Genomic DNA, 20,468 nt, shown 5'->3' with positions numbered 1-20,468 from the left:
CGAAGCCTTATGGCTACCACTTCACTTGACCTGGCCAAGGTCCGCAATATCGGGATCATGGCCCACATCGACGCGGGCAAGACGACCACCACTGAGCGGATCCTCTTCTACACCGGCGTCAGCTACAAGATCGGTGAGGTCCACGACGGCGCCGCCACCATGGACTGGATGGAGCAGGAGCAGGAGCGTGGCATCACGATCACCTCTGCTGCCACCACCTGTCACTGGCCGCTCGAGGACGACGACTACACGATCAACATCATCGACACCCCGGGGCACGTCGACTTCACGGTCGAGGTGGAGCGTTCGCTCCGCGTCCTCGACGGTGCCGTCACGGTGTTCGACGGTGTCGCCGGTGTCGAGCCGCAGTCCGAGACGGTGTGGCGTCAGGCCGACCGTTACGGCGTGCCGCGCATCTGCTTCGTGAACAAGCTGGACCGTACCGGCGCCGAGTTCCACCGCTGCGTGGACATGATCAAGGACCGCCTCGGCGCCGTTCCGATCATCATGCAGCTGCCGATCGGTGCCGAGATGGACTTCAAGGGCGTTGTGGACCTGGTCCGCATGAAGGCGCTCGTGTGGTCCGCCGAGGCGGCGAAGGGCGAGATGTACGACGTCGTCGACATCCCGGCCACGCACGTCGAGGCCGCCGAGCTGTACCGCGGCCAGCTGGTCGAGACGGTCGCGGAGCACGACGACGAGATCATGGAGCTGTTCCTGGAGGGCCAGGAGCCCACCGAGGAGCAGCTGTACGCCGCGATCCGTCGCGTCACCATCGCGTCCGGCAAGTCCAGCGACGTCACGGTCACCCCGGTGTTCTGTGGCACCGCGTTCAAGAACAAGGGCGTTCAGCCCCTGCTCGACGCGGTCGTGCGCTACCTCCCGACCCCGCTTGACGTCGAGGCCATCGAGGGCCACGACGTGAAGGACCCCGAGGTCGTGGTCAAGCGCAAGCCGTCCGTGGACGAGCCGCTGTCCGCGCTCGCGTTCAAGATCATGAGCGACCCGCACCTGGGCAAGCTCACCTTCGTCCGGGTCTACTCGGGCCGCCTGGAGACTGGCACCGCGGTGCTGAACTCCGTCAAGGGCAAGAAGGAGCGCATCGGCAAGATCTACCGTATGCACGCGAACAAGCGTGAGGAGATCGAGGCGGTGGGCGCGGGCGACATCGTCGCCGTGATGGGTCTGAAGCAGACCACGACCGGTGAGACGCTCTGTGATGACAAGAACCCGGTGATCCTGGAGTCCATGGACTTCCCGGCGCCGGTCATTCAGGTCGCCATCGAGCCCAAGTCCAAGGGTGACCAGGAGAAGCTGGGTATTGCCATCCAGCGTCTCGCGGAGGAGGACCCCTCCTTCCACGTTCACTCGGACGAGGAGACGGGCCAGACCATCCTCGGCGGTATGGGCGAGTTGCACCTTGAGGTGCTCGTCGACCGTATGAAGCGCGAGTTCAAGGTCGAGGCCAACGTCGGCAAGCCGCAGGTCGCCTACCGTGAGACGATCCGCAAGACCGTCGAGCGTCACGACTACACCCACAAGAAGCAGACCGGTGGTACCGGTCAGTTCGCCAAGGTGCAGATCGCGATCGAGCCCATCACCGAGACCGATGGTCCGGCGTACGAGTTCGTGAACAAGGTCACCGGTGGCCGTATCCCGCGGGAGTACATCCCGTCGGTGGACGCCGGTGCGCAGGAGGCCATGCAGTTCGGCATCCTGGCCGGCTACGAGATGACGGGCGTCCGCGTCATTCTTCTCGACGGTGGCTACCACGAGGTCGACTCCTCCGAGCTCGCGTTCAAGATCGCCGGTTCGCAGGCCTTCAAGGAGGCCGCGCGCAAGGCCAGCCCCGTGCTGCTCGAACCGATGATGGCCGTCGAGGTCACCACACCCGAGGAGTCGATGGGCGATGTCATCGGCGACCTCAACTCCCGCCGTGGCCAGATCCAGGCCATGGAGGAGCGCAGCGGCGCCCGCGTCGTGAAGGGTCTCGTGCCCCTCTCGGAGATGTTCGGCTACGTCGGCGACCTCCGCAGCAAGACCTCGGGTCGCGCAAGCTACTCGATGCAGTTCGACTCCTACGCCGAGGTTCCCCGGAACGTCGCCGAGGAGATCATCGCGAAGGCCAAGGGCGAGTAACGCACCCCGTTTGCACGCTTTAGGCTTGACACCGACCGCCGGGGCTTCGAACCGGCAAGGGGACGAGAGATCGTCCCCCGGGGGGAACCCCGGCGGGCGGCATCCCAGCAAAGATCACCTGGCGCCGATGAGTAAGGCGTACCAGAACCACTCCACAGGAGGACCCAGTGGCGAAGGCGAAGTTCGAGCGGACTAAGCCGCACGTCAACATCGGCACCATCGGTCACATCGACCACGGTAAGACGACCCTCACGGCCGCCATTACCAAGGTGCTGCATGACGCGTTCCCGGACCTGAACGAGGCCTCGGCCTTCGACCAGATCGACAAGGCTCCCGAGGAGCGCCAGCGCGGTATCACCATCTCCATCGCGCACGTCGAGTACCAGACCGAGACGCGTCACTACGCCCACGTCGACTGCCCCGGTCACGCGGACTACATCAAGAACATGATCACGGGTGCGGCGCAGATGGACGGCGCCATCCTCGTGGTCGCCGCCACCGACGGCCCGATGCCGCAGACCAAGGAGCACGTGCTCCTGGCCCGCCAGGTCGGCGTTCCCTACATCGTCGTCGCCCTGAACAAGGCCGACATGGTGGACGACGAGGAGATCCTGGAGCTCGTCGAGCTCGAGGTCCGCGAGCTGCTCTCCGAGTACGAGTTCCCGGGCGACGACCTTCCGGTCGTCAAGGTCTCGGCGCTCAAGGCCCTCGAGGGCGACAAGGAGTGGGGCCAGACCGTCCTCGACCTGATGAAGGCCGTCGACGAGAACATCCCGCAGCCCGAGCGTGACGTCGACAAGCCGTTCCTGATGCCGATCGAGGACGTCTTCACGATCACCGGTCGTGGCACCGTCGTCACCGGTCGTATCGAGCGTGGTGTCCTCAAGGTCAACGAGACCGTCGACATCGTGGGCATCAAGCAGGAGAAGACCACCACCACGGTCACCGGCATCGAGATGTTCCGCAAGCTGCTCGACGAGGGCCAGGCCGGTGAGAACGTCGGTCTGCTCCTCCGTGGCATCAAGCGCGAGGACGTCGAGCGCGGCCAGGTCATCATCAAGCCCGGTTCGGTCACGCCGCACACCGAGTTCGAGGCCCAGGCCTACATCCTGTCCAAGGACGAGGGTGGCCGCCACACGCCGTTCTTCAACAACTACCGTCCGCAGTTCTACTTCCGTACGACGGACGTGACCGGCGTGGTGACCCTCCCCGAGGGCACCGAGATGGTCATGCCGGGCGACAACACTGAGATGACCGTTTCGCTCATCCAGCCCGTCGCCATGGAGGAGGGCCTGAAGTTCGCCATCCGTGAGGGTGGCCGGACCGTGGGCGCCGGCCAGGTCATCAAGATCAACAAGTAAGTCCTTGTTGGCTTGACAGCCTGGTAGCTCCTCGCGAGCTCCTTGAAGGGGCCCGTACGACTTCGGTCGTACGGGCCCCTTTGCCATGCCCGTCGCGCACACTGCGTACGTGGATTCTCATGACCTGGGCGCGGTGGGACGTCGGCCGCTGCCGGCGAAGCCAGATCTTTCGGACGCGGGGGCGGATCGGCGTGACCCCGCCGATGCCGTGGAGGCGCGGTGGCGGCGGTTGGCGCTGGTGTGGCGGTGGCGTCGTGAGCGGCAGGAGGTGCTCCGGCCGGGGGCGGGCTACCCGGGCATCGTGCGCCTCATCGAGGTGGCCGGCGCGGAACGGACACTGCGGCAGCTGTATCCGTACAACAGCCACTTCGCCCTGCATCTGAGCAGCTGTACCCAGTACCCGTACGTGCTGCGGGTGCCGAGCGTCCTGCCTCGGCACGACGGGCGCTTCCAGGTCTTCGTGCCACGCGTCGGGACCATCCTCGGCGAGACCGACACGGCGGAAGCGGCCGTCGCCCTGGTCGTGGCCCACCTTCCGGCGGGACTCGGCCCGGCCGTGGCCGGCACCGCCGACGATCTTTGCCGATGACGGTCTCCGTCAGCCGATGACGTCTCTGTAAGCGAAATGACGGCGTCCCTGGGCCAATGGCGGCCTCCGTAAGCAATCTCGCCCCTCTGTAAGGCGATGACGGCCTCCGTAAGCGTGATGACGGGGGCCTCCGAAAGTATTCGACGCCGACGACCCATTCCCCCCGCGTGACCCTCCCTCCACTATTTGTCATGCCGCTGAGCAAATTCGTACGCCGTCGGGGCGAGGGGTGAGGCATGTCTGGAGACGTCAGTCGCAGAACCGTTCTCGGTGCCGGGCTCGGTGCCGGGCTCGCGGCGTGGCCGGGGCTGTCGGGAGTGGCGTGGGCGGACGGTGGGCGGCCGCGGCCCACCGACCCCGGCGCGTACATCTCCTTCACCGGCGGAGCGTTCTCGCTGGTGGGCGCGCCGGTCGTGGTCTCCCCGGAGGACCACCCCGGAGTCGTACGGGTGGCGGGTGACCTCCGTGACGACCTCGAACGGGTGACGGACGGGCGCCCCGGTGACGGGATGGCCCGGGAGGTCGTGCTCGTCGGCACGATCGGGCGCAGCCCGCTGATCGACGGCCTCATCGCCACCGGGAAGCTGGATGTCACGGGGGTGCGGGGACGGTGGGAGACCTCCCTGCAGACCGTGGTGGAGCGGCCGATGCCCGGCGTCGACCGGGCCTTCGTCATCGCGGGCAGCGACCCCCGTGGCACGATCTTCGGCGCGTACGACGTCTCGTACGGCATCGGCGTCTCGCCCTGGTACTGGTGGGACGACGTACACCCGGTCCACCGCGACGCGCTCCATGTGCTGCCGGGACGGCACACACAGGGCACCCCCGCGGTGAAGTACCGCGGGATCTTCATCAACGACGAGAACCCGGCCCTCGGCACCTGGGCCCCCGCCTGCTTCGGGCCCGGTAGGGCGCCCGGGTACGACGGCGGCTTCAACGCCGACTTCTACGCGAAGGTCTTCGAGGTACTGCTGCGCCTGAAGGCGAACTACCTGTGGCCGGCGGTGTGGGGCCGTGCCTTCGCCGAGGACGATCCGCGCAACCATGCCCGCGCCAAGGAGTATGGGATTGTCATGGGCACGTCTCACGAGGCGCCTATGATGCGGGGCATCGAGGAGTGGAACCGGCACGCGGTACCCGCCGTGCGCGACAGCGCCGGAACCGTCGTCACGCCCGGCCATGACCCGTACGGCGGTACGGGGGAGTGGTCGTTCCGCCGCAACGCCGACGCGCTCAAGGCGTACTGGCGCGACGGCATCCGCCGGATGGCCGACCAGGACTTCGAGGGCGTCGTGACCCTCGGGATGCGCGGGAACGGCGACACCAGCCTGCCGGACGGTGACGGCGTCGAGTTGATGCGGGAGATCATCGACGCGCAGCGGACGATCATCGCCGAGGTGACGGGCCGCGACCCGGCCTCGGTCCCCCAGGTGTGGACGCTCTACAAGGAGGTCCAGCGGTACTGGGACCGCGGGCTGCGGGCCCCGGACGACGTCACCGTCCTGACGGACGACAACTGGGGCAACATCCGCAAGCACCCCGACCCGGCCGAGCCCGCGCGGTCCGGTGGCTACGGCCTCTACTACCACTTCGACTACGTGGGCGCGGGCCGCAACTACAAGTGGGTCGACACGGCCAACCTGCCCAACCTCTGGGACCAGCTCCACCAGGCGCACGCGTACGGCAACCACGGGCTGTGGGTGACGAACGCCGGCGACCTCAAGGGCAACGAGCTGCCGACCGAGTTCTTCCTCGACTACGCCTGGAATCCCGGCCGTTGGGACGAGCCCGCCGCGCTCGGCGAGTGGGAGAGGCGGTACGCGCGGCAGAACTTCGGCGCGGAGCAGGCGACGGCGATCGCGGACGTACTGGCGACGTACGGACAACTCCAGTCGCGCCGCAAGCCGGAACTCCTCAACCGCCGGATCACCCTCGACCCGGCATCGGGCGCGGTGGTGTACGACGACCGGGCAACCCCCTTCTACGGCCGCGAACTCGAGCAGGTCACGCAGGAGTGGCGGACGCTCGCGGCACGGGCCGGGCACATCGCGCGACGGCTGCCGGACTCGGCGCGGGACGCGTGGTTCGAGCTGGTCGGCTACGAGGTCGAGGCGACGGCCAACCTGTACGAGCTGCGGGAGGCCGAGTTCACGAACCTGCGCTACGCCGCCCAGGGCCGGGCGGCGACGAACGACCTGGCCGCGGCGGCGGAGGCGGGCCTGGAGCGGGACTTCGCGCTCGCCGAACGCTTCAACCACGGCGTCGCGGGCGGCAAATGGGCGGGCTTCCAGACGCAGCCGCACATCGACTACGGCGATGTGGCCCGCTACGGCCCGAACGCGAGCTGGCAGCAGCCGGAGCTGAACAACGTGGCACTGCCCGACGTCCTGTTCCCCGCGGTGCGCCGCATCGAACTGCAGTCGGGCGCCGAGCTGGGGGTGGCGGTCGACGGTTCTCCGGGCGCGGAGGTGGCGCTGAGCCCGTACCGGACGGGCCCGGCACCGTACATCGAGGTGTTCAACCGGGGCCGGGACGCCTTCGACTACCGGATCGAGGCGTCGGAGCCGTGGATCACCGTGGACCGTCCGCGCGGGAGAGTCCGGGACCAGGCGCGGGTGGTGGTGAAGGCGGACTGGTCGCGGGCGCCGCACGGCCGTACGCAGGCCCGGATCACGGTGAGCGGCGCGGGAGCCTCGGTGGTCGTGCCGGTGATCGCTGAGCACCCGGCCGCCCGCGGGCTGCGGGGATTCGTCGAGGCGGGCGGGTATGTGGCGATGGACGCGGAGCACTGCGTACGGGCGGTGGGCACCTGGCGGCGGATCGACCGGATCGGCCGCACCGGGGCGGGCATGACGCCGTACCCCGTGACGGCCCCGCGCCGGACGCCGGGCGGCACGGCCTCCCCCCGCCTGGAGTACGAGGTGAGCCTGTTGAGCGCCGGCACGGTGACCGTGTGGGCGTACCTGTCCCCGCGCAACCCGGCCCTCCCGACGGGAGGCCTGCGCTACGCGCTCTCCTTCGACGACGCGCCGCCGCGGACGGTCGACATCCACGCGGCCACGGGAGCCGACGACGGCCTGATGAACAGCCAGTGGGCCCGCAACACCTCGGACAACGTGAACGTGACGTCGACGAGGCATGAGGTTGCCGCTCCCGGGGTGCACCGCCTGAAGTTCTGGATGGTCGACCCGACGGTGGTGCTGCAACGGTTGGTGATCGACACGGGCGGGCTCGGGCCGACGTACCTGGGCCCGCCGGAGAGCCGTCGCGTGGACCGGGGTGTCACCAGGTGACCGGCAGTGCCACCGGGCCGCGGATCATCGTGCGCTGCCGGAAGGGGACCTGATCGGCGGGCACGGCGAGGCGCAGCCCGGGCAGGCGTTCGAGCAGGGTGTCGATCAGCAGCTCGATCTGCATACGGGAGAAGACGGCGCCCGTGCAGAAGTGCGGCCCGTTGCCGAACGACACATGGGTGCCCGCGTCCCGGTCGAAGTCGATCCGGTCGGGGTCGGGGAAGACGTCCGGGTCGCGGTTGGCGGCCAGGTAGGAGACGTAGACGGCGTCGCCCGCGCTGACGAGGGTGCCGTGGATGTCGACGTCCTGCGTGGCGATGCGGGGCAGACCGACGGCGGCGCGGTGCGGGATGTGGCGCAGGAGTTCCTCGATGCCCGCCGGGCGGGAGGCGGGGTCGTCGCGGAAGCGTGCCAGCAGGTCGGGCCGGGTGAGGAGGAGGTAGAACATCTGGCCGCTGTTGTTGGTGACGGCCTCGCCGCCGATCTGGAGCGGCCCGGCGACACTGATCGCCTCCTCCAGGCCGAGCTCGCCCCGCCGCACGGCACCACCGAGCAGGGACAGCACGTCCTCGCTGTCACCGTTGCTCTCGCTGTCGCGGCGCTCGCGGACGGCCTCCCCGATCCACCCGAAGAGCCCCTTCTTGGCCTGCTCGGAGGCCTCGGCGCCGCCCGCCGTGCTGATGATCTCCCGCGTCCAGTCGTGCAACTTCTGCCGCTCGTCGACGGGTACGCCCATGACCTCGCAGACGACGTTGATCGGGAAGGGTTCGAGGACCCGCTCGACCAGGTCCGCCGGGGGGCCGTCCGCCACCGTCCTGTCCACCAGGGCGTCGAGCATCTCCTGGGCACGGGGGCGCAGGCGCTTCACGGCGCTCACGGTGTAGGCGGCCGAGACGGCGTTCCGGAGCCGGTTGTGGTCGGGCTGATCGGCCCAGGCCAGGGCTCCGGGGCGCGGCGCGAAGTGCGGCGCCAGTCGCGTGACCTGCCGGACGGAGGCCTCCCGCCGGCTGAACCGGGGATCGTTCGTGATCATCTTCACGTCGTCGTAGCGCGTCGCCAGCCACGCCCAGCCCTCCCCGTACGGAAGCCGGATCCGCGTCAGCGGCCCCTCTCGCATCAGCTCCGCGAGCACCGGCTCGAACTCGGTGGCGTTCAGCTCACCGGCGGGCCAGTCCCGAACAGGGGGAAGGGGCCGCTCGGGCCGCCCGGCGAGTGTGCTGGTCTCTTCTGCCATGCGTTCAGCATCATCGGGCGGGGGTGAGGTGTCGCGCGGGAGTGCTCCGGGCGGAGCAGCGGAAAGCCTTCGTCGTGCCTTCGTCGCCGCGGTCCGGCTTACTGGTTCGGATACCGCGGCAGGTCCGAGGTCGAGATCGTCCACTCGGCGATGGTGACGTCTTCGCCGTACATGAAGTCCTTGCGGGTGGCGTAGCGGGGGCCGCTGGGGGTGGGGTGGATGTCGCAGAGGACGGCACCCTCTCCCACGCGCGGGTCGAAGATCACGTACAACGGAATGCCCAGCAACGGATAGTCCCGCACCTTGCTCACCCAGTCGTTGTCCGGGTTCGAGCGGGAAACGATCTCGATGGCGGCGATGATCGTACGAGGGTCGAAGGAGCCGTCTCCCTCCATGTCCGCCTCGGCGATCAGCATGATGTCGGGGTGGCGCATGACGCCCTCGGGCTCGCTTTCCACGTCCGGGGTACCGGTGTGGGCCACGAGGTTCTCCGGCATGACCCTCTCCAGGCGTCTCCGCAGGCAGGCTCTGGTCAGTTCATGGGGGCCGTTGGGTGCTGTCAGGTCGTGGACGATCCCTTCCCTGGTGATCTCGAACTTGCCGGGAAGGGTGTCGTCCATGGACTGAACGAAGTCCCGCATGGCCTGGTACAGACGGGCGTTCATGGTGGGCGGCTCCTCCGCATCGAAGGCGTGCGCCCGCTTCCAGCTCACGCCTGGACCGCCTGCATTGCTTTAGTCCAGGACGGCGCTCGACTCGCGCAGGGCTTCCCGCCGTCCGGCAGGAGTGACGGGGCGCCGCTCCGCGCCGTGTGCGAGGAGCGGTCCAGGTGGGGATCTTTCGCGGACGGCGGTTACTCGTCTTCGAAGATCGCAGCAGCGGACGAGGCGGTGGCGGCGCGGGCGAGCCACGTGTGGAGGGTCTCGGGGGCGTCGCAATCCGTGATCCGCTGGCGCGTGTCGGCAGGCACATTGATGCCGCGCTGTTCCAGGACGGTCAGTATGGCCTTGGCATAGGCGCTGACGCGGCCTTCGTCCCGGATCTCCTCCGCGATGTACGACTTGTAGAAAGAGAGGTCCACGGCCACCAGGTTCCTCCAGAGCTCCTTGGCCGGGCGGTTGCCCAGACCCTGTGCGGTGAATTCGATGATGGGGTCGGCGATGTCTTCGTGCTCATCCCGCAGAGCGGTGGACAGGGCTTTCAGTATGGCACCGATGTCCGGATCGCCCGCGTGCGTGATGGCGGAGAGGGCGGCCAGCACGAGGTCCGCGTGTGCCTCGGCCGGGTCGGTGATCAGTGGCATGTTGTGCGGGCCCGCCACGAGAGGCCTGAGAGTGAGTGTGGGCAGCTGGGGTGGCCCGCTGGCCACAGGTCGCTGGGCCCACTCGGCGGTGGCGTGGTCCTGGCACACGACCATGAGGGCCGTCGGCAGTTGGTACTTGGTCCACAGGAACGCGGTGTAGTACGCCCAGCTCGCCGATTTGGCAGTGTCCTTCTTGCCCTGGGCCTCGATGGCGAGGAGGAAGTCGCCGTGTTCCGCGCTGTCGAGGCGCAGGAGGGTGTCCACCCGTCGTTCGACGGGGCCGGTTTCGGTGAGGTCGGTGGGCAGGATCGTGACGCTGTCGGGGGCGGGTAGGTCGAATCCGAGGACCTTCGTGACGCGGCTGAAGAGCTGGGCGTCGTGCTGGAAGATGCGATGCATCGCTTCGTGGGGTGAGCTGGCCATGCGGTTCCTTGGTCTCAGTGGTGCGTGAGTGTCCGGCAGTCGCCGCATTTGCCCGGCTCCGGGGACCTGAAGGCGCGGTCGCAGCCGTCGCAGTTTCGGAGAGGGTGCCTGACAGCCATTGCCGCGGGTGGCTCGGACGGGCGGTACGGAGGCAGGGGTGGGAGCTGGGCTGTGAGCCGGTGGGCCAGGAGGGCGGCTGGGCGGCGCAGGTCGTCGGGTGGGAGGTCCGTGGTCAGTGCGTGTTGTACGGCGGTGGGGGTGAGGTCTCGTTCCAGCCAGGCGGCGACGCCGGGGGCGAGGTGCTCGGCGTCGGTGGTGGAGAGGAGGAGGCGGGGGTCGTGGCGGCGGAGGCCGGCGAGGAGGTCAGTGGAGGTCTGGAGGAGGGTGGGGGAGGAGTAGGCGGGTCGGGGTACGGCGGGAAGAAGCTTGCGGGGAGGGCGCTTGTCCGGGGCGGGCCGTCGGGTGGGAGTCCTGGGGGTGTCGGCCGCCGTCCCGTGGTGTCCGGGCTGGTTGCAGGAGATCGTGCGGGTGACGATGCGGCCGCCGGGGGTGCGTTCACGGGTGCGGCGGAGGTAGCCGTGGGTTTCGAGTTCGCGCAGGGCGGCGGCGATACGGGTCGGGCCTTCGGGGAAGCGGGCGGCGAGGGTCTTGATGTCGACGCGGGCGCCGGTGGGGAGTGACTGGATGTAGACGGCCAGCCCGATCGCGAGTCCTGAAAGCTCTGGGTGCTGGGCGAGGTGGTTGCCGATCACCGTGAAGCGGGTGGTGTGGCGGGTGTTGTCGTGGATGACGCCGCCGGGACGGGCGTGTGGCTGCCGCGGGTGTTGGTGGGGGTGGTTTTTGCCCGCGATACGGGACTGGGCGCGCGTGGGCACGCTAGGGTTTTCGGTGTCCATCGGGAAGCCGTTCTTCCTCGGTGGTCAGGCCCTCGCTTCGGGATGCCAGTCCCGGCGGGGGCCGTCGCATGTCTGCGGTTGTGTTGTGCCGCGCTGAGCGTAAGGCAGGCAACCGGGCCCGAATCCACCCGAGTTGGGCATATTCACTCGCGGGAGTGAGTTTGCGCGGTGGTCACCGTTTCGGCGGGCGGGAGGGGTGGGGCTTGGTGGGGGTTCTTTCTCCCCGTGTTTCTTGGGGAAGAGCGTCGGCCGCACCGGAGTACGGCCCGCTGTGCTCCGGTGGGAGGAGGTCGAGTTCGGCCCAGACGGTCTTGCGCGGGACGGGGCCGACTTCGACACCCCAGCGGTCGGCGAGCGCCTCGACGAGGAGAAGACCGCGCCCCGATACAGCGTCAGTGGACGGGGGCTGGCAGCACGGGAGGTCCTCACCGCGGGTGTCCGTCACTTCGATGCGGAGTACGTCGGCGGTGGCGTGGAGGGCAAGGCGGAAGTCCCTGCCAGGAAGCCTGCCGTGGGTGGCAGCGTTCGTAGCGAGTTCGGCGACGACGTGTTCCGCAGCCTCTGTGACGCCGTGCGGCAGGTCCCAGGTGCGCAGCCACTCGGTGGCGAGGAGGCGGGCGAGGCGGGCGCCGCGTGGGGTGGGGGACAGGAGGACGCTGAAGTGACGGGTGAGGGAGTGGAGTTGGGTGGACTTTTCCTGGTTCACGTCACTCAGCGTGGCCGTGCACGCTTACCGTGAAAAGTGACGACGCCGGTACGTACGGTGACTGTCGGCATGTTGTCCAGTGGTGTCGGGGCTGTCGGCAGGGGGCGTACGGGTACGGGGTGTTGCGGCACTGCGGTACGACGGAGGGGCGCGCGATGCAGCAGGTGGACGGTGAAGCGGGACGGCTCAAGGGCGAGGCGGACGAGCCGTGCTGGGAGGTGGACCCGGACGACGACTGGGGTGTGGCGGTGGTCGCGACCGTGGGGCGGCAGCTGAAGCTGCGGCGGGAGGCGAAGGGGATGCGGGCCGCCGAGTTCGGGATGGCGGTGGGGTACGGGGAGGACTTGGTCTACAAGATCGAGGGTGGGAAGCGGATTCCTCGGCTTGAGTACCTGGACAAGGCGGACGAGGTGCTGCAGGCCGGTGGACTGATCTCGGCGATGAAGGAGGACGTGGCCAGGGTTCGGTATCCGAAGAAGGTGCGGGATCTGGCCAAGTTGGAGGCCCAGGCGGTCGAGATCGGGGTCTACGTCGGGCTCAGCATCCACGGCTTATTGCAGACGCCGGAGCATGCGCGGGCCTTGTTCGAGGCACGGCAACCGCCGTACTCGGAGGAGGAGGTGGAGCGTTTGGCGGCCGCCCGTATGGAGCGGAAGTCCGTCTTCGAGCGGTCGCCCGCTCCCGTGCTCAGTTTTGTTCAGGAAGAGGCGGCGCTGTGTCGTCGCATCGGAGGGACAATGGTGCGACGCCGACAGCTTGAACACCTGCTGGAGGTAGCGCAGTTGCGCAACGTGACGTTTCAGGTGATGCCGACGGAGACTGATGCTCACCCTGGTGTGGACGGCAAGATCGAGGTACTGAAGTTCGCGGACGGCACGGCGGTGGGGCGCTCCGACGGTGCGTTCGGCGGTCGCCCGACCTCGGACCCGAAGCAGCTCCGGATCCTTGAAATGCGGTATGGCATCATCCGGGCCCAGGCTCTCACGCCGGGGGAGTCACTCGCTTTCGTCGAGCAAGTGCTGGGAGAAACATGATCCGCAAGGCCACCGTCGGGGACGCCTCTGAGCTCAAGTGGTTCAAGAGCAGCTACAGCGACGGTACTGAGGGAGACAGCTGCGTCGAGATCGCCACCGTCCCCGGTACTGTCCGCGTCCGCGACTCCAAGAACATCGACGGCCCCCGGCTCGCGCTCACACCGGACGCGTGGGCGGCCTTCGTGCCGTACGCCTCCGAAGGCTGACCCACTGGGGCTCCTGGATACTCCCGCTCTTTCATATGAGTACGGGCACTCATGTGCCTTCTCCTGCAGCGGGGTTGAGTGGAGCCATGCTCTTGCTCACCAGCCTCGGCGACTGGCCGAGCCGCTACTCAGAATGGCCCGATTCCGGTCACTCTCTGCCAGAGGCTGCCTGTGGACTGTCACAGCCGATAGCTAGAGTTGCAGGTGAAGCTTCGGCTGTTTTGGCTGTACGGGGGAGAGATTGTGTTGCCGAGCGATAGTGGGGCGGCGCCTGGACCGTCGTCGTGGGCGGCGGGTGTCTTCGACGCGGCGCAGAACGCGATCGGTGATGTGGTCACCGAGTTGTCGTCGTTCACGAAGTTCCAGAAGCGTGTGGATGACCTGATCCGCGACCTCAAGGGTTCGGCGGCGGGACCGGGCGAGGTGGGGCAGGAGCAGCTCGCGCGGCACCAGTTCGGCGGTGGGAGCGGGGCGTGGGCAGAGGCGTCCGGCCTTTTCACCTCGTACGAGACGGTGATCACGGAGCTGGAGAGCCTGTCGAAGCTGCTGTCCGACTCCATGGAGGGCATGAACATCGCGGTGCTGGCCTCGCACAAGGGCTACCAGAACATCGATCTGGACGTGCGCGACCGCATGAAGGCGATCAGCGTGGAGACCGCGAAGCACTACGGCGGGGAATACGACCCCGGCCTCCCGAAGAAAAGCCACGACGGCGGCAGCGACGCGAAGCCGGACCAGGCGGCGGTGGGCGGCGACTCGGGTGGCAGCATCTGATGGATCCGATGGAGGAGTTCTGATGTCCGGCAAGGGGACCGGCAGCACGTCCTTCGAGGACATGAGCCACGAGCAGATGCTGGCGTGGCTCGACCAGGCGAACGCCGGCACGGTGCAGGCCGCCGCCACCCGGCTGACCGCGGCGGCCAAGGAGATTCGCAAGATCGCCGAAGAGCTCAAGATCCGCCCCCAGTGGGTGGAACGGAAGGGCGAGGGAGCGGACGCGTTCCGAGCCTGGACGGGCGACCTCGCCAACTCGACCTTGCGTCTGGGCGACTTCAGCGACGACTCGGCGACCTGGCTGGGACACGCCTCCGACGCGATCGCCACGGCTCAGGCGTCGATCCCCCGCGACAAGGCCGGCGCCCAGGCGAACCTGGACGCGGCGACAGCGGCCCACAACGACCCTGACGCGGCAGCGGTGAGCAGCAAGTCCACGACCGAGCTCGCGGCACTGGCGGCGAACAAGGAGAAGGTCCGCCAGGAGGCAGCCGCCCAGATGACAAAGCTGGGACAGGCGTACCAGTTGTCGGCTACGCAGTTGGACGGGCTGGAGAGGCCTAAGTTTCCGCCGCCGCCGGAGGCGATTCAGCCGACACCAGGCAAAGTTTCTGGCGATGCGGTCGTGTCCGGCGGAGATGGCGGCGCTCGCACATCCTCGGCCGGAGGAGCGGCGGAAGATAATCCGACCAGCGGATCACATCGAGTCATGACCCAGGCAACTGGGGGCGGCGGAGCAGCCAACGTCGAATCCCACTCGCGTGGCACACTCCAGCAGTCGTTGCCCGATCTCTCGGACCGTGTGCGTATGAAGGTCGACGGGACGGAGGTGCTTCCGCAAACGCCATCGGCACCTTCGACGAGCCCAGTCGGGCCGTCGAACGGAGGCAGGGCTGACGGCGGCGGGGCACTGCCCACGGGGCCGATCCCGCCGATGGCAAGCGGCGTACCAAGCCCATCCGCGAATCCCCCGAGGCTGGGCCGCACGGCGATCGGCGGCCGCCCATCGGCCCAACCCGGGCGCGGACCGGCAGGCCCGGTCTCCAGAGGCGTGCCGGGTATCGGTGGTACGACCGCGCCGGCGGGCCCGACAGGCACGGCGCGGCCAGTGGTCGGCGGTCGCCCCGCAGCGACTCCGGGCCGAGAAACCACGGGCGCAAGTCCCGGGCGTGCGCCCGGTGGCAGCTCTGGCATCGTCGGGGGCCGCCCCACGCCATCACCCGCTGGTCGGCCCGCCAGCGGATTGCCGCGGGGCAATGTCGTCGGCGGTGAAACGCACAGCTCGGCTGGTCGGCGTGGTTCGACTACTCAGAGGGCCCCCGCCAGTACAGGGCGCGCGGGCGTCGGGCACAGCGCGACACCGGCCGACCGCCGGTCCATGGGTGCAGGCGCGGACCGGGGAGTCGTCGGCGGCCGTCCGCAGCCGCAGAGACGCCCGGGAACCCGGCTGTTCACCCCTGGCGGCTCGGGCTTGGTACGGGGCCAGGACCCTGGTGACGGAACGCCCACATCGGGCGCAGCTGGACGTACGGGTGCGCCGCCGAACGGCGCTCGGCCATCGAATTCGCGACAGAACAACAAGCAGGGCAGAAGGGCCGCCGAGCGAAGCGAGGAGCAGGACGCCAAGCAGCAGAACGGCCGCTCGACCACCTAGTCACCAGCTATCGACTGACCCTGCACACACCAAGAGGAAGCAGATGCCTGCCACCACGATGAGGAATGCCCGCTACGGGAGTGTTGTCTCCGGAGCCGTGGGCCTGCTGTTGGTCGGCATCGCGGCCACTCCCGCCCATGCGGAGTCCATCCGTGAGAGGGAGTGGCACCTCACGGCCATGAAGGCCGAGCAGATGTGGCAGACCAGCACGGGCAAAGGGGTGACTGTCGCCGTCATCGACACAGGAGTGAAGAACGACCTCGCTGACTTGAAGGGGCAGGTACTCCCTGGCAAGGACGAGGCACCGCTGTCGCCTGGGGATGAACACACGGACTACGACGGCCACGGAACTGCGATGGCCCTTGCGATTGCCGGCACCGGCAAGGCAAATGGGGGCACGGGAACTTTCGGCCTCGCGCCTGACGCAAAGGTGCTCCCCATCCGAGTACCAGACCGTGGATTGGACTCCAACCTGTACAGCAAGGAGTTCAAGGACACGGTTAGCGCCGGAATTCGCTACGCCGTCGATTCCGGTGCACGGGTCATCAACATTTCGATGCGGACGTTCGAAGGATCGAACCAACTCACTGCTGCTGTGAGGTACGCCTTGGACAAGGGGGCGTTGATCTTCGCCGGTACGGGAAACGACGGCACTTCGGGCCTGGAGTACCCAGCGGCAACTCCGGGTGTGGTGGCCGTCGGTGCTGTCGGCCGCAACCTCCGCAAGACCAGCGAATCCCAGTACGGCCCCCAGGTGGACATCGCTGCCCCCGGCGACGAGATCTACCACACGTGTCTGAACGGCATCGACCTCTGTCGCTCCCACGGCACCAGCGACGCCACCGCCCTGGCTTCAGCCAGCGCCGCCTTGATCTGGTCCAAACACCCGAAGTGGACCAACAACCAGGTCCTACGGGTCATGCTCAACACCGCCGGCGGGCCCACAGACGGCTCGAAGCGCAACGACTCCATCGGCTACGGCATCGTCCGCCCCCGCATCGCCTTGCAGACCCCGGGCGACCCGGGCCCGGCCGACGTCTACCCGCTCGCGGACTTCCCTGGCGGGACCTCGGCGTCACCGTCGCCTGGAACTGCTGCCGGCAAGGACCCCGCTGCTCCGGCAAAGGACGCGGCAGCCGAAGCCTCCTCGAAGGACCACGGCAGCAACACCCTCTGGATCACGCTGGGCATCGGCGCCGTTGCACTCATCGGCGCGGCGGTCGGGGCTTTCCTGGTCATCCGCAAACGCCGGGTCACCGAGAGCCTGAGCTCGGCAGCAGCGACCACACCAGGGCAACTCTCGTATACGCCACCGGGGTTCGCGCCTCCGCCGTATTCGCCTCCCAGCGCTCCGGACGGCAATGCCTCTTCCAGCCGAGGCCCTGGCGCCGTCTGAGTACGGATACTCAAGCGCCGTGATGGCCGATAGGGATGGGGCATGTAATGAGGCGGCGCTACCGCACTTCTCGATCATCAAAGCGTCGCGGTCGCACATTCACATGGGCGAGGCGGCGTACGGCGAGACACGGGTGAGGGGCCACGCATGGCGTGGGACGAATGGGAACAGCTCAATTCTGCGGCGGCAGGTCGGCATTCTGCCCAGATGCAGCTGAACCACGTACCGATGACCCGGGTGGTGCCGGCGGCACGCTGGTGTCGAAAAGGCGCGCCTGGGCCAAGGCGGGGAAGACGTCGGTTCACTCAGTGAGGGCATCGACAAGGCGCCGGAGAGGCGGGCGGCCAGAACAGCATTGGTGAGGATGCCGACTGCTTGACCGGGGGGCCCAGAAGGACGTCTACGGCTCGTGAGAGCGCTACGTCAAAGATGTGAGCGGGCGATGCGGGAAGCGTCACATGGTGTGTGGATGCGTACTCACCGTGTGTGTATCCCGGTCGATCACCTCAAGGTCGGTCAGAACGACCTTCGGAGGGGCGCGCACGCACCAGGGACGCGCCGATGCGGCCGGTACGCAGCTCGACCCGGCCGCGGCGATCGGAGTACGCGACGGTCTTCTCGTCCTTCATCGGGCGTGCTCGTAGCGGGGCAGTTTCTCGGGAAAGCGGCGGGGATCCTTGCACTCGGCCAGTTTGTAGGCGTGCTTGGTGAGTTGATAGGCAAAGTCGGTCAGGGCTTGGCGCAGCTCCGTACCGGTGGCCCTGCTCTTGCCGATCACACTGGCATTCGCTATCAAGGCATAGGTGTGTGACGCATCACTTTCTTTTATGCTCGCCGGTACACAAGGGACATAGATGGAACCGGATTCAGTGTCGCTATCCGTCTGTGCCAGTGCTTCGACGCCGTCCTTAGAGATCCGTATGACATGGTTGCCAGCAAGACTTCCGTAAGAATCCATCCATGCGGCTTTGGATGATTCTCGAAGATCCACCTGCCCCGACATGATCGAGTCACCGCTGGTGGAAACGCGGCAACCGAAAGAAAAGTTACGTCCCGTACCCCCTTGACCCGCCCACTCTTCTGCTGCTCGCGCACGTGGCAGAGTCCGGATCGCAATGTCCCGCTGCACGGCACCGTCGCACACCTTGTCCGGGAGCAGGTATAGACCCTTTATAAAATACAGGAAGAAGGCGCCGCTTATGAGTCCGACGATCGTCAGGCCAACGAAAAAGCCTTTTGCGGTATATTGCGGCGCGACCCTTTCTGGAATCTCTTTACTCATAGTGCTCCTTTGAGCGATTCAAGTAGTAATCGCTGTCTTCCCAGCCGTCATTAACGGCCTGCCGCACGGTGTCTTTCATTCCGTCCTCTGGCAGGTCTACGTGATGCCGCGCCAGGGCGTCTTCCACCGACCACTGTGTCTGTTGACTGACCGAATCCCGCATCCTGAACAGGTCTTGGCTGGAGTGGTACAACGCCTCGTCCTTGGCGCCCTCAAGTTGCTGACCTTCGAGCAGGCGATCAACGGCCGCTGAGGCGACAGCTCCGGCGCCTCCGCCAACCACGGCCCCCATTGCCGGTCCTCCAAGCCTTTCGGGTACCTGGGCGAAGGTCAAACCGACTGCAACCCAGGTTTTGGCGAAATCCCCCTTCGCCTTCAAGGCGTCGTTGTAGTCCTTCTCGCCATTGACTGCACCGCTAACCTCTGCATTTGCGGCAGAATGTCCGACGATGCCCTCGATGATTCCTGCATTCCTGCCGATATCGCCAAAGAGTTGATCGCGGTCTCCGTGGAACAAGGAAGGATTCGAAAGGTGTACCTCGAGGAGATTGCCAGTATAGATGCTTTCTCCGTAGATGATCCCAGCTCTTCCTGCGGGATCTGCCGACGTCGCCGAAAGAAACCGGGTGACATCCGGAAGGCCAAGCTCTTTAGGGGCATCACTGTTCGTAATAAAGACAGCTCCCGGGTCAGCGCCTGCGAACGCCTGGCTGATCTCCGGCATATAAGCAGCCGCCATGTCCCCGAAGCTCTCACCCATGCCTTTGGCCACCAGGGCCGCGCCTCCGCCTGGCTGGGCCACCGCATGCATGATGTTGGCCATGATTTCGACCTGGGCCGTGCTGTGCGGCAGGGCCATCGTGGTGGTGTCACCGGCGGCGACTCCGGTGACGGCACTCTCCAGGGCGCGCCCGAGAGACTCTCCCCGGTCCGTGTACATGGTGGTGCCGAGCATGTGGTTCAGGTCCGACTTGGACTCGAAGGCGTGGGTCGCAGCCTCGGGGTTGTGGGAGAGGGCGTCGAAGAGCCCCTCCAGCGGATCGCGACCGTTCTCCTTGCCGAAGACCAGGTCGATGTGGTCGTAGCCCTTCACCCAGAGCGAGTCGGTGTTCGAGTCGCCCGCGCCCTTGTCCTGCTTGAAGAGCTTGGTCCGATAGTCGTCAAGGAACTCGGTGTCGAACTCGCCCTGCCGCATGAGGCTGCTGAGTACCTGGGAACCGAGTGCACCGACGGGATTCTGGAACGGGGTCTTGGAGTCGGACAGGAAACTTGTGTTCGTCTCCTTGAGGAGGTCCGTCTTCCAGGCCCGCATGTCGTCCGAATCGGAGAACGACGCCGTGGCCAGCGTCATGCTCAGGTTCGTCTGCAGGTTCTTCAAACTTTCGAGTTCCGTGCCCCTGGCGCCGGCATGGGCGTTCACCATGTCTGTCCAGAACTGCAGCGTGCCCTTGCCACCCAGTCCCTTTGCGAACCGCTCCGAGAACAGAGGGTCGTTGTGGTACTTCCCTAGGTACCGGTTGAACTCGGCGATGTCCTTGGAGGACATCTTGTCCGGGTGCTTGGCCATCTTCGTCAGCTTGTCGGCGGCCTCGACGGCGTCGGCTGCGCTGTCGCGGTCCGTGTAGCGGCCATCGGAGAAGCCGTACTTGGCTTGGTCCACAAGGAGCTTGAGGACCCTTGCTGCACTGTTGTCGCTCTCGGTGGCCTTGCTGAGGATGCGCTGGATCTCGTTGCGGAGGTCGTCGGCGTCCTTCTGGCTGTTGGCGCTCTGCTTGCCGCTGGGGTCGGAGGACCAATCGGGGCGGGTGTTGCCGGTGACGGTGAAGGTGCCGTGGCGGGTATCTATGACGGTGAGGTTCTTCTTCTCGCCCCGTCCGATGGCCTCGGTCAGCTGGGTCCGGTAGTCGACCAGTTCACCGTGGGTGTCCTTGAGAATCTTCGTGATGGAGTCCGCCTGCGTGTAGGCGTCCGTAAACTCCCGCGCGGTCTTGTCGATGAACTCGCGGCTCACCTGGGCGTTGACGCCGGCCCAGCTTGCTTTGTCCGCCTTGGCCTTGAGGTTGTTCTGGGCGTCCTCTTTCAGCGTCGCGAGCTTCTTGGTCATCTCCTCCCAATCGGTGATGGCCTCACCGAGCTGCGAGAAGTTGCCGTGGCGCAGTGCGTCGAGATCCATCGCCG

At 67.1% G+C, this 20,468-nt stretch carries 16 protein-coding genes; 9 read left to right on the top strand and 7 right to left on the bottom strand.

Going from position 1 to position 20,468, the window contains the following annotated elements:
• Positions 1-9: 9 nt before the first annotated feature.
• The 4 genes from fusA to ACZ7M3_RS09185 all read left to right on the top strand — a co-directional run bounded on the left by fusA (position 10) and on the right by ACZ7M3_RS09185 (position 7,382).
• On the top strand, positions 10-2,139 hold the full coding sequence (gene fusA / locus ACZ7M3_RS09200; protein ID WP_472061906.1) for an elongation factor G: 2,130 nt from the start codon (positions 10-12) through the stop codon (positions 2,137-2,139).
• A 167-nt stretch (positions 2,140-2,306) separates the two neighbouring features.
• Positions 2,307-3,500 carry an elongation factor Tu gene (tuf, locus tag ACZ7M3_RS09195; RefSeq protein ID WP_067367134.1) on the top strand — a complete coding sequence of 398 codons (1,194 nt, stop codon included), beginning with the start codon at positions 2,307-2,309 and terminating at the stop codon, positions 3,498-3,500.
• Between the two features lie 109 nt (positions 3,501-3,609).
• Complete coding sequence (locus tag ACZ7M3_RS09190; RefSeq protein ID WP_472061904.1) at positions 3,610-4,089, top strand: DUF6193 family natural product biosynthesis protein; 480 nt, start codon at positions 3,610-3,612, stop codon at positions 4,087-4,089.
• A gap of 236 nt (positions 4,090-4,325) precedes the next feature.
• Positions 4,326-7,382 carry a glycosyl hydrolase 115 family protein gene (locus tag ACZ7M3_RS09185; RefSeq protein WP_472061902.1) on the top strand — a complete coding sequence of 1,019 codons (3,057 nt, stop codon included), beginning with the start codon at positions 4,326-4,328 and terminating at the stop codon, positions 7,380-7,382.
• Here ACZ7M3_RS09185 and ACZ7M3_RS09180 read toward each other — a convergent pair.
• The 5 genes from ACZ7M3_RS09180 to ACZ7M3_RS09160 all read right to left on the bottom strand — a co-directional run bounded on the left by ACZ7M3_RS09180 (position 7,372) and on the right by ACZ7M3_RS09160 (position 11,944).
• Positions 7,372-8,616, bottom strand: coding sequence for a cytochrome P450 (locus ACZ7M3_RS09180; protein ID WP_472061899.1), 1,245 nt, complete (start codon positions 8,614-8,616; stop codon positions 7,372-7,374). The two genes, ACZ7M3_RS09185 and ACZ7M3_RS09180, sit on opposite strands and share 11 nt — an antisense overlap.
• A 98-nt stretch (positions 8,617-8,714) precedes the next feature.
• Complete coding sequence (locus tag ACZ7M3_RS09175; RefSeq protein ID WP_472061897.1) at positions 8,715-9,281, bottom strand: Uma2 family endonuclease; 567 nt, start codon at positions 9,279-9,281, stop codon at positions 8,715-8,717.
• Positions 9,282-9,469: 188 nt separating this feature from the next.
• Positions 9,470-10,342 (bottom strand): hypothetical protein, encoded by an 873-nt coding sequence (locus ACZ7M3_RS09170; protein ID WP_472061895.1) that lies wholly within the window; start codon positions 10,340-10,342, stop codon positions 9,470-9,472.
• A 14-nt stretch (positions 10,343-10,356) separates the two neighbouring features.
• Positions 10,357-11,238, bottom strand: coding sequence for a helix-turn-helix domain-containing protein (locus tag ACZ7M3_RS09165; RefSeq protein WP_472061893.1), 882 nt, complete (start codon positions 11,236-11,238; stop codon positions 10,357-10,359).
• Between the two features lie 172 nt (positions 11,239-11,410).
• The gene (locus ACZ7M3_RS09160) at positions 11,411-11,944 is read right to left on the bottom strand and encodes an ATP-binding protein (RefSeq protein WP_472061891.1); all 534 of its coding nucleotides are present in this window, start codon (positions 11,942-11,944) and stop codon (positions 11,411-11,413) included.
• Between the two features lie 155 nt (positions 11,945-12,099).
• On the opposite strand from ACZ7M3_RS09160, the gene ACZ7M3_RS09155 reads away from it, so the two are divergent.
• From ACZ7M3_RS09155 to mycP, 5 genes are all read left to right on the top strand, one after another.
• On the top strand, positions 12,100-12,978 hold the full coding sequence (locus ACZ7M3_RS09155; protein ID WP_472061889.1) for a helix-turn-helix domain-containing protein: 879 nt from the start codon (positions 12,100-12,102) through the stop codon (positions 12,976-12,978).
• Positions 12,975-13,184 carry a DUF397 domain-containing protein gene (locus tag ACZ7M3_RS09150; protein ID WP_472061887.1) on the top strand — a complete coding sequence of 70 codons (210 nt, stop codon included), beginning with the start codon at positions 12,975-12,977 and terminating at the stop codon, positions 13,182-13,184. The genes ACZ7M3_RS09155 and ACZ7M3_RS09150 overlap by 4 nt, the downstream gene beginning before the upstream one ends.
• 243 nt (positions 13,185-13,427) lie before the next feature.
• Positions 13,428-13,958 (top strand): hypothetical protein, encoded by a 531-nt coding sequence (locus tag ACZ7M3_RS09145; RefSeq protein ID WP_472061886.1) that lies wholly within the window; start codon positions 13,428-13,430, stop codon positions 13,956-13,958.
• A gap of 22 nt (positions 13,959-13,980) precedes the next feature.
• Complete coding sequence (locus ACZ7M3_RS09140; RefSeq protein WP_472061884.1) at positions 13,981-15,612, top strand: translation initiation factor IF-2; 1,632 nt, start codon at positions 13,981-13,983, stop codon at positions 15,610-15,612.
• 43 nt (positions 15,613-15,655) lie between these two features.
• Positions 15,656-17,008: a type VII secretion-associated serine protease mycosin gene (gene mycP / locus ACZ7M3_RS09135; RefSeq protein ID WP_472061882.1), complete on the top strand. Its 1,353-nt coding sequence runs from the start codon at positions 15,656-15,658 to the stop codon at positions 17,006-17,008.
• A gap of 625 nt (positions 17,009-17,633) precedes the next feature.
• Here mycP and ACZ7M3_RS09130 read toward each other — a convergent pair.
• Both ACZ7M3_RS09130 and ACZ7M3_RS09125 read right to left on the bottom strand, forming a co-directional pair.
• A complete protein-coding gene (locus ACZ7M3_RS09130; RefSeq protein ID WP_472061880.1) occupies positions 17,634-18,290 on the bottom strand; it encodes a hypothetical protein in 657 nt (218 codons plus the stop codon).
• Positions 18,283-20,463 carry a hypothetical protein gene (locus ACZ7M3_RS09125; RefSeq protein WP_472061878.1) on the bottom strand — a complete coding sequence of 727 codons (2,181 nt, stop codon included), beginning with the start codon at positions 20,461-20,463 and terminating at the stop codon, positions 18,283-18,285. The genes ACZ7M3_RS09130 and ACZ7M3_RS09125 overlap by 8 nt, the downstream gene beginning before the upstream one ends.
• Between the last annotated feature and the right edge of the window lie 5 nt (positions 20,464-20,468).

The organism is Streptomyces sp. NPDC111656 (assembly GCF_055656965.1).
The sequence above is the reverse complement of the archived record's forward strand: the minus strand, read 5'-3'. Positions and strand labels throughout refer to the sequence as shown.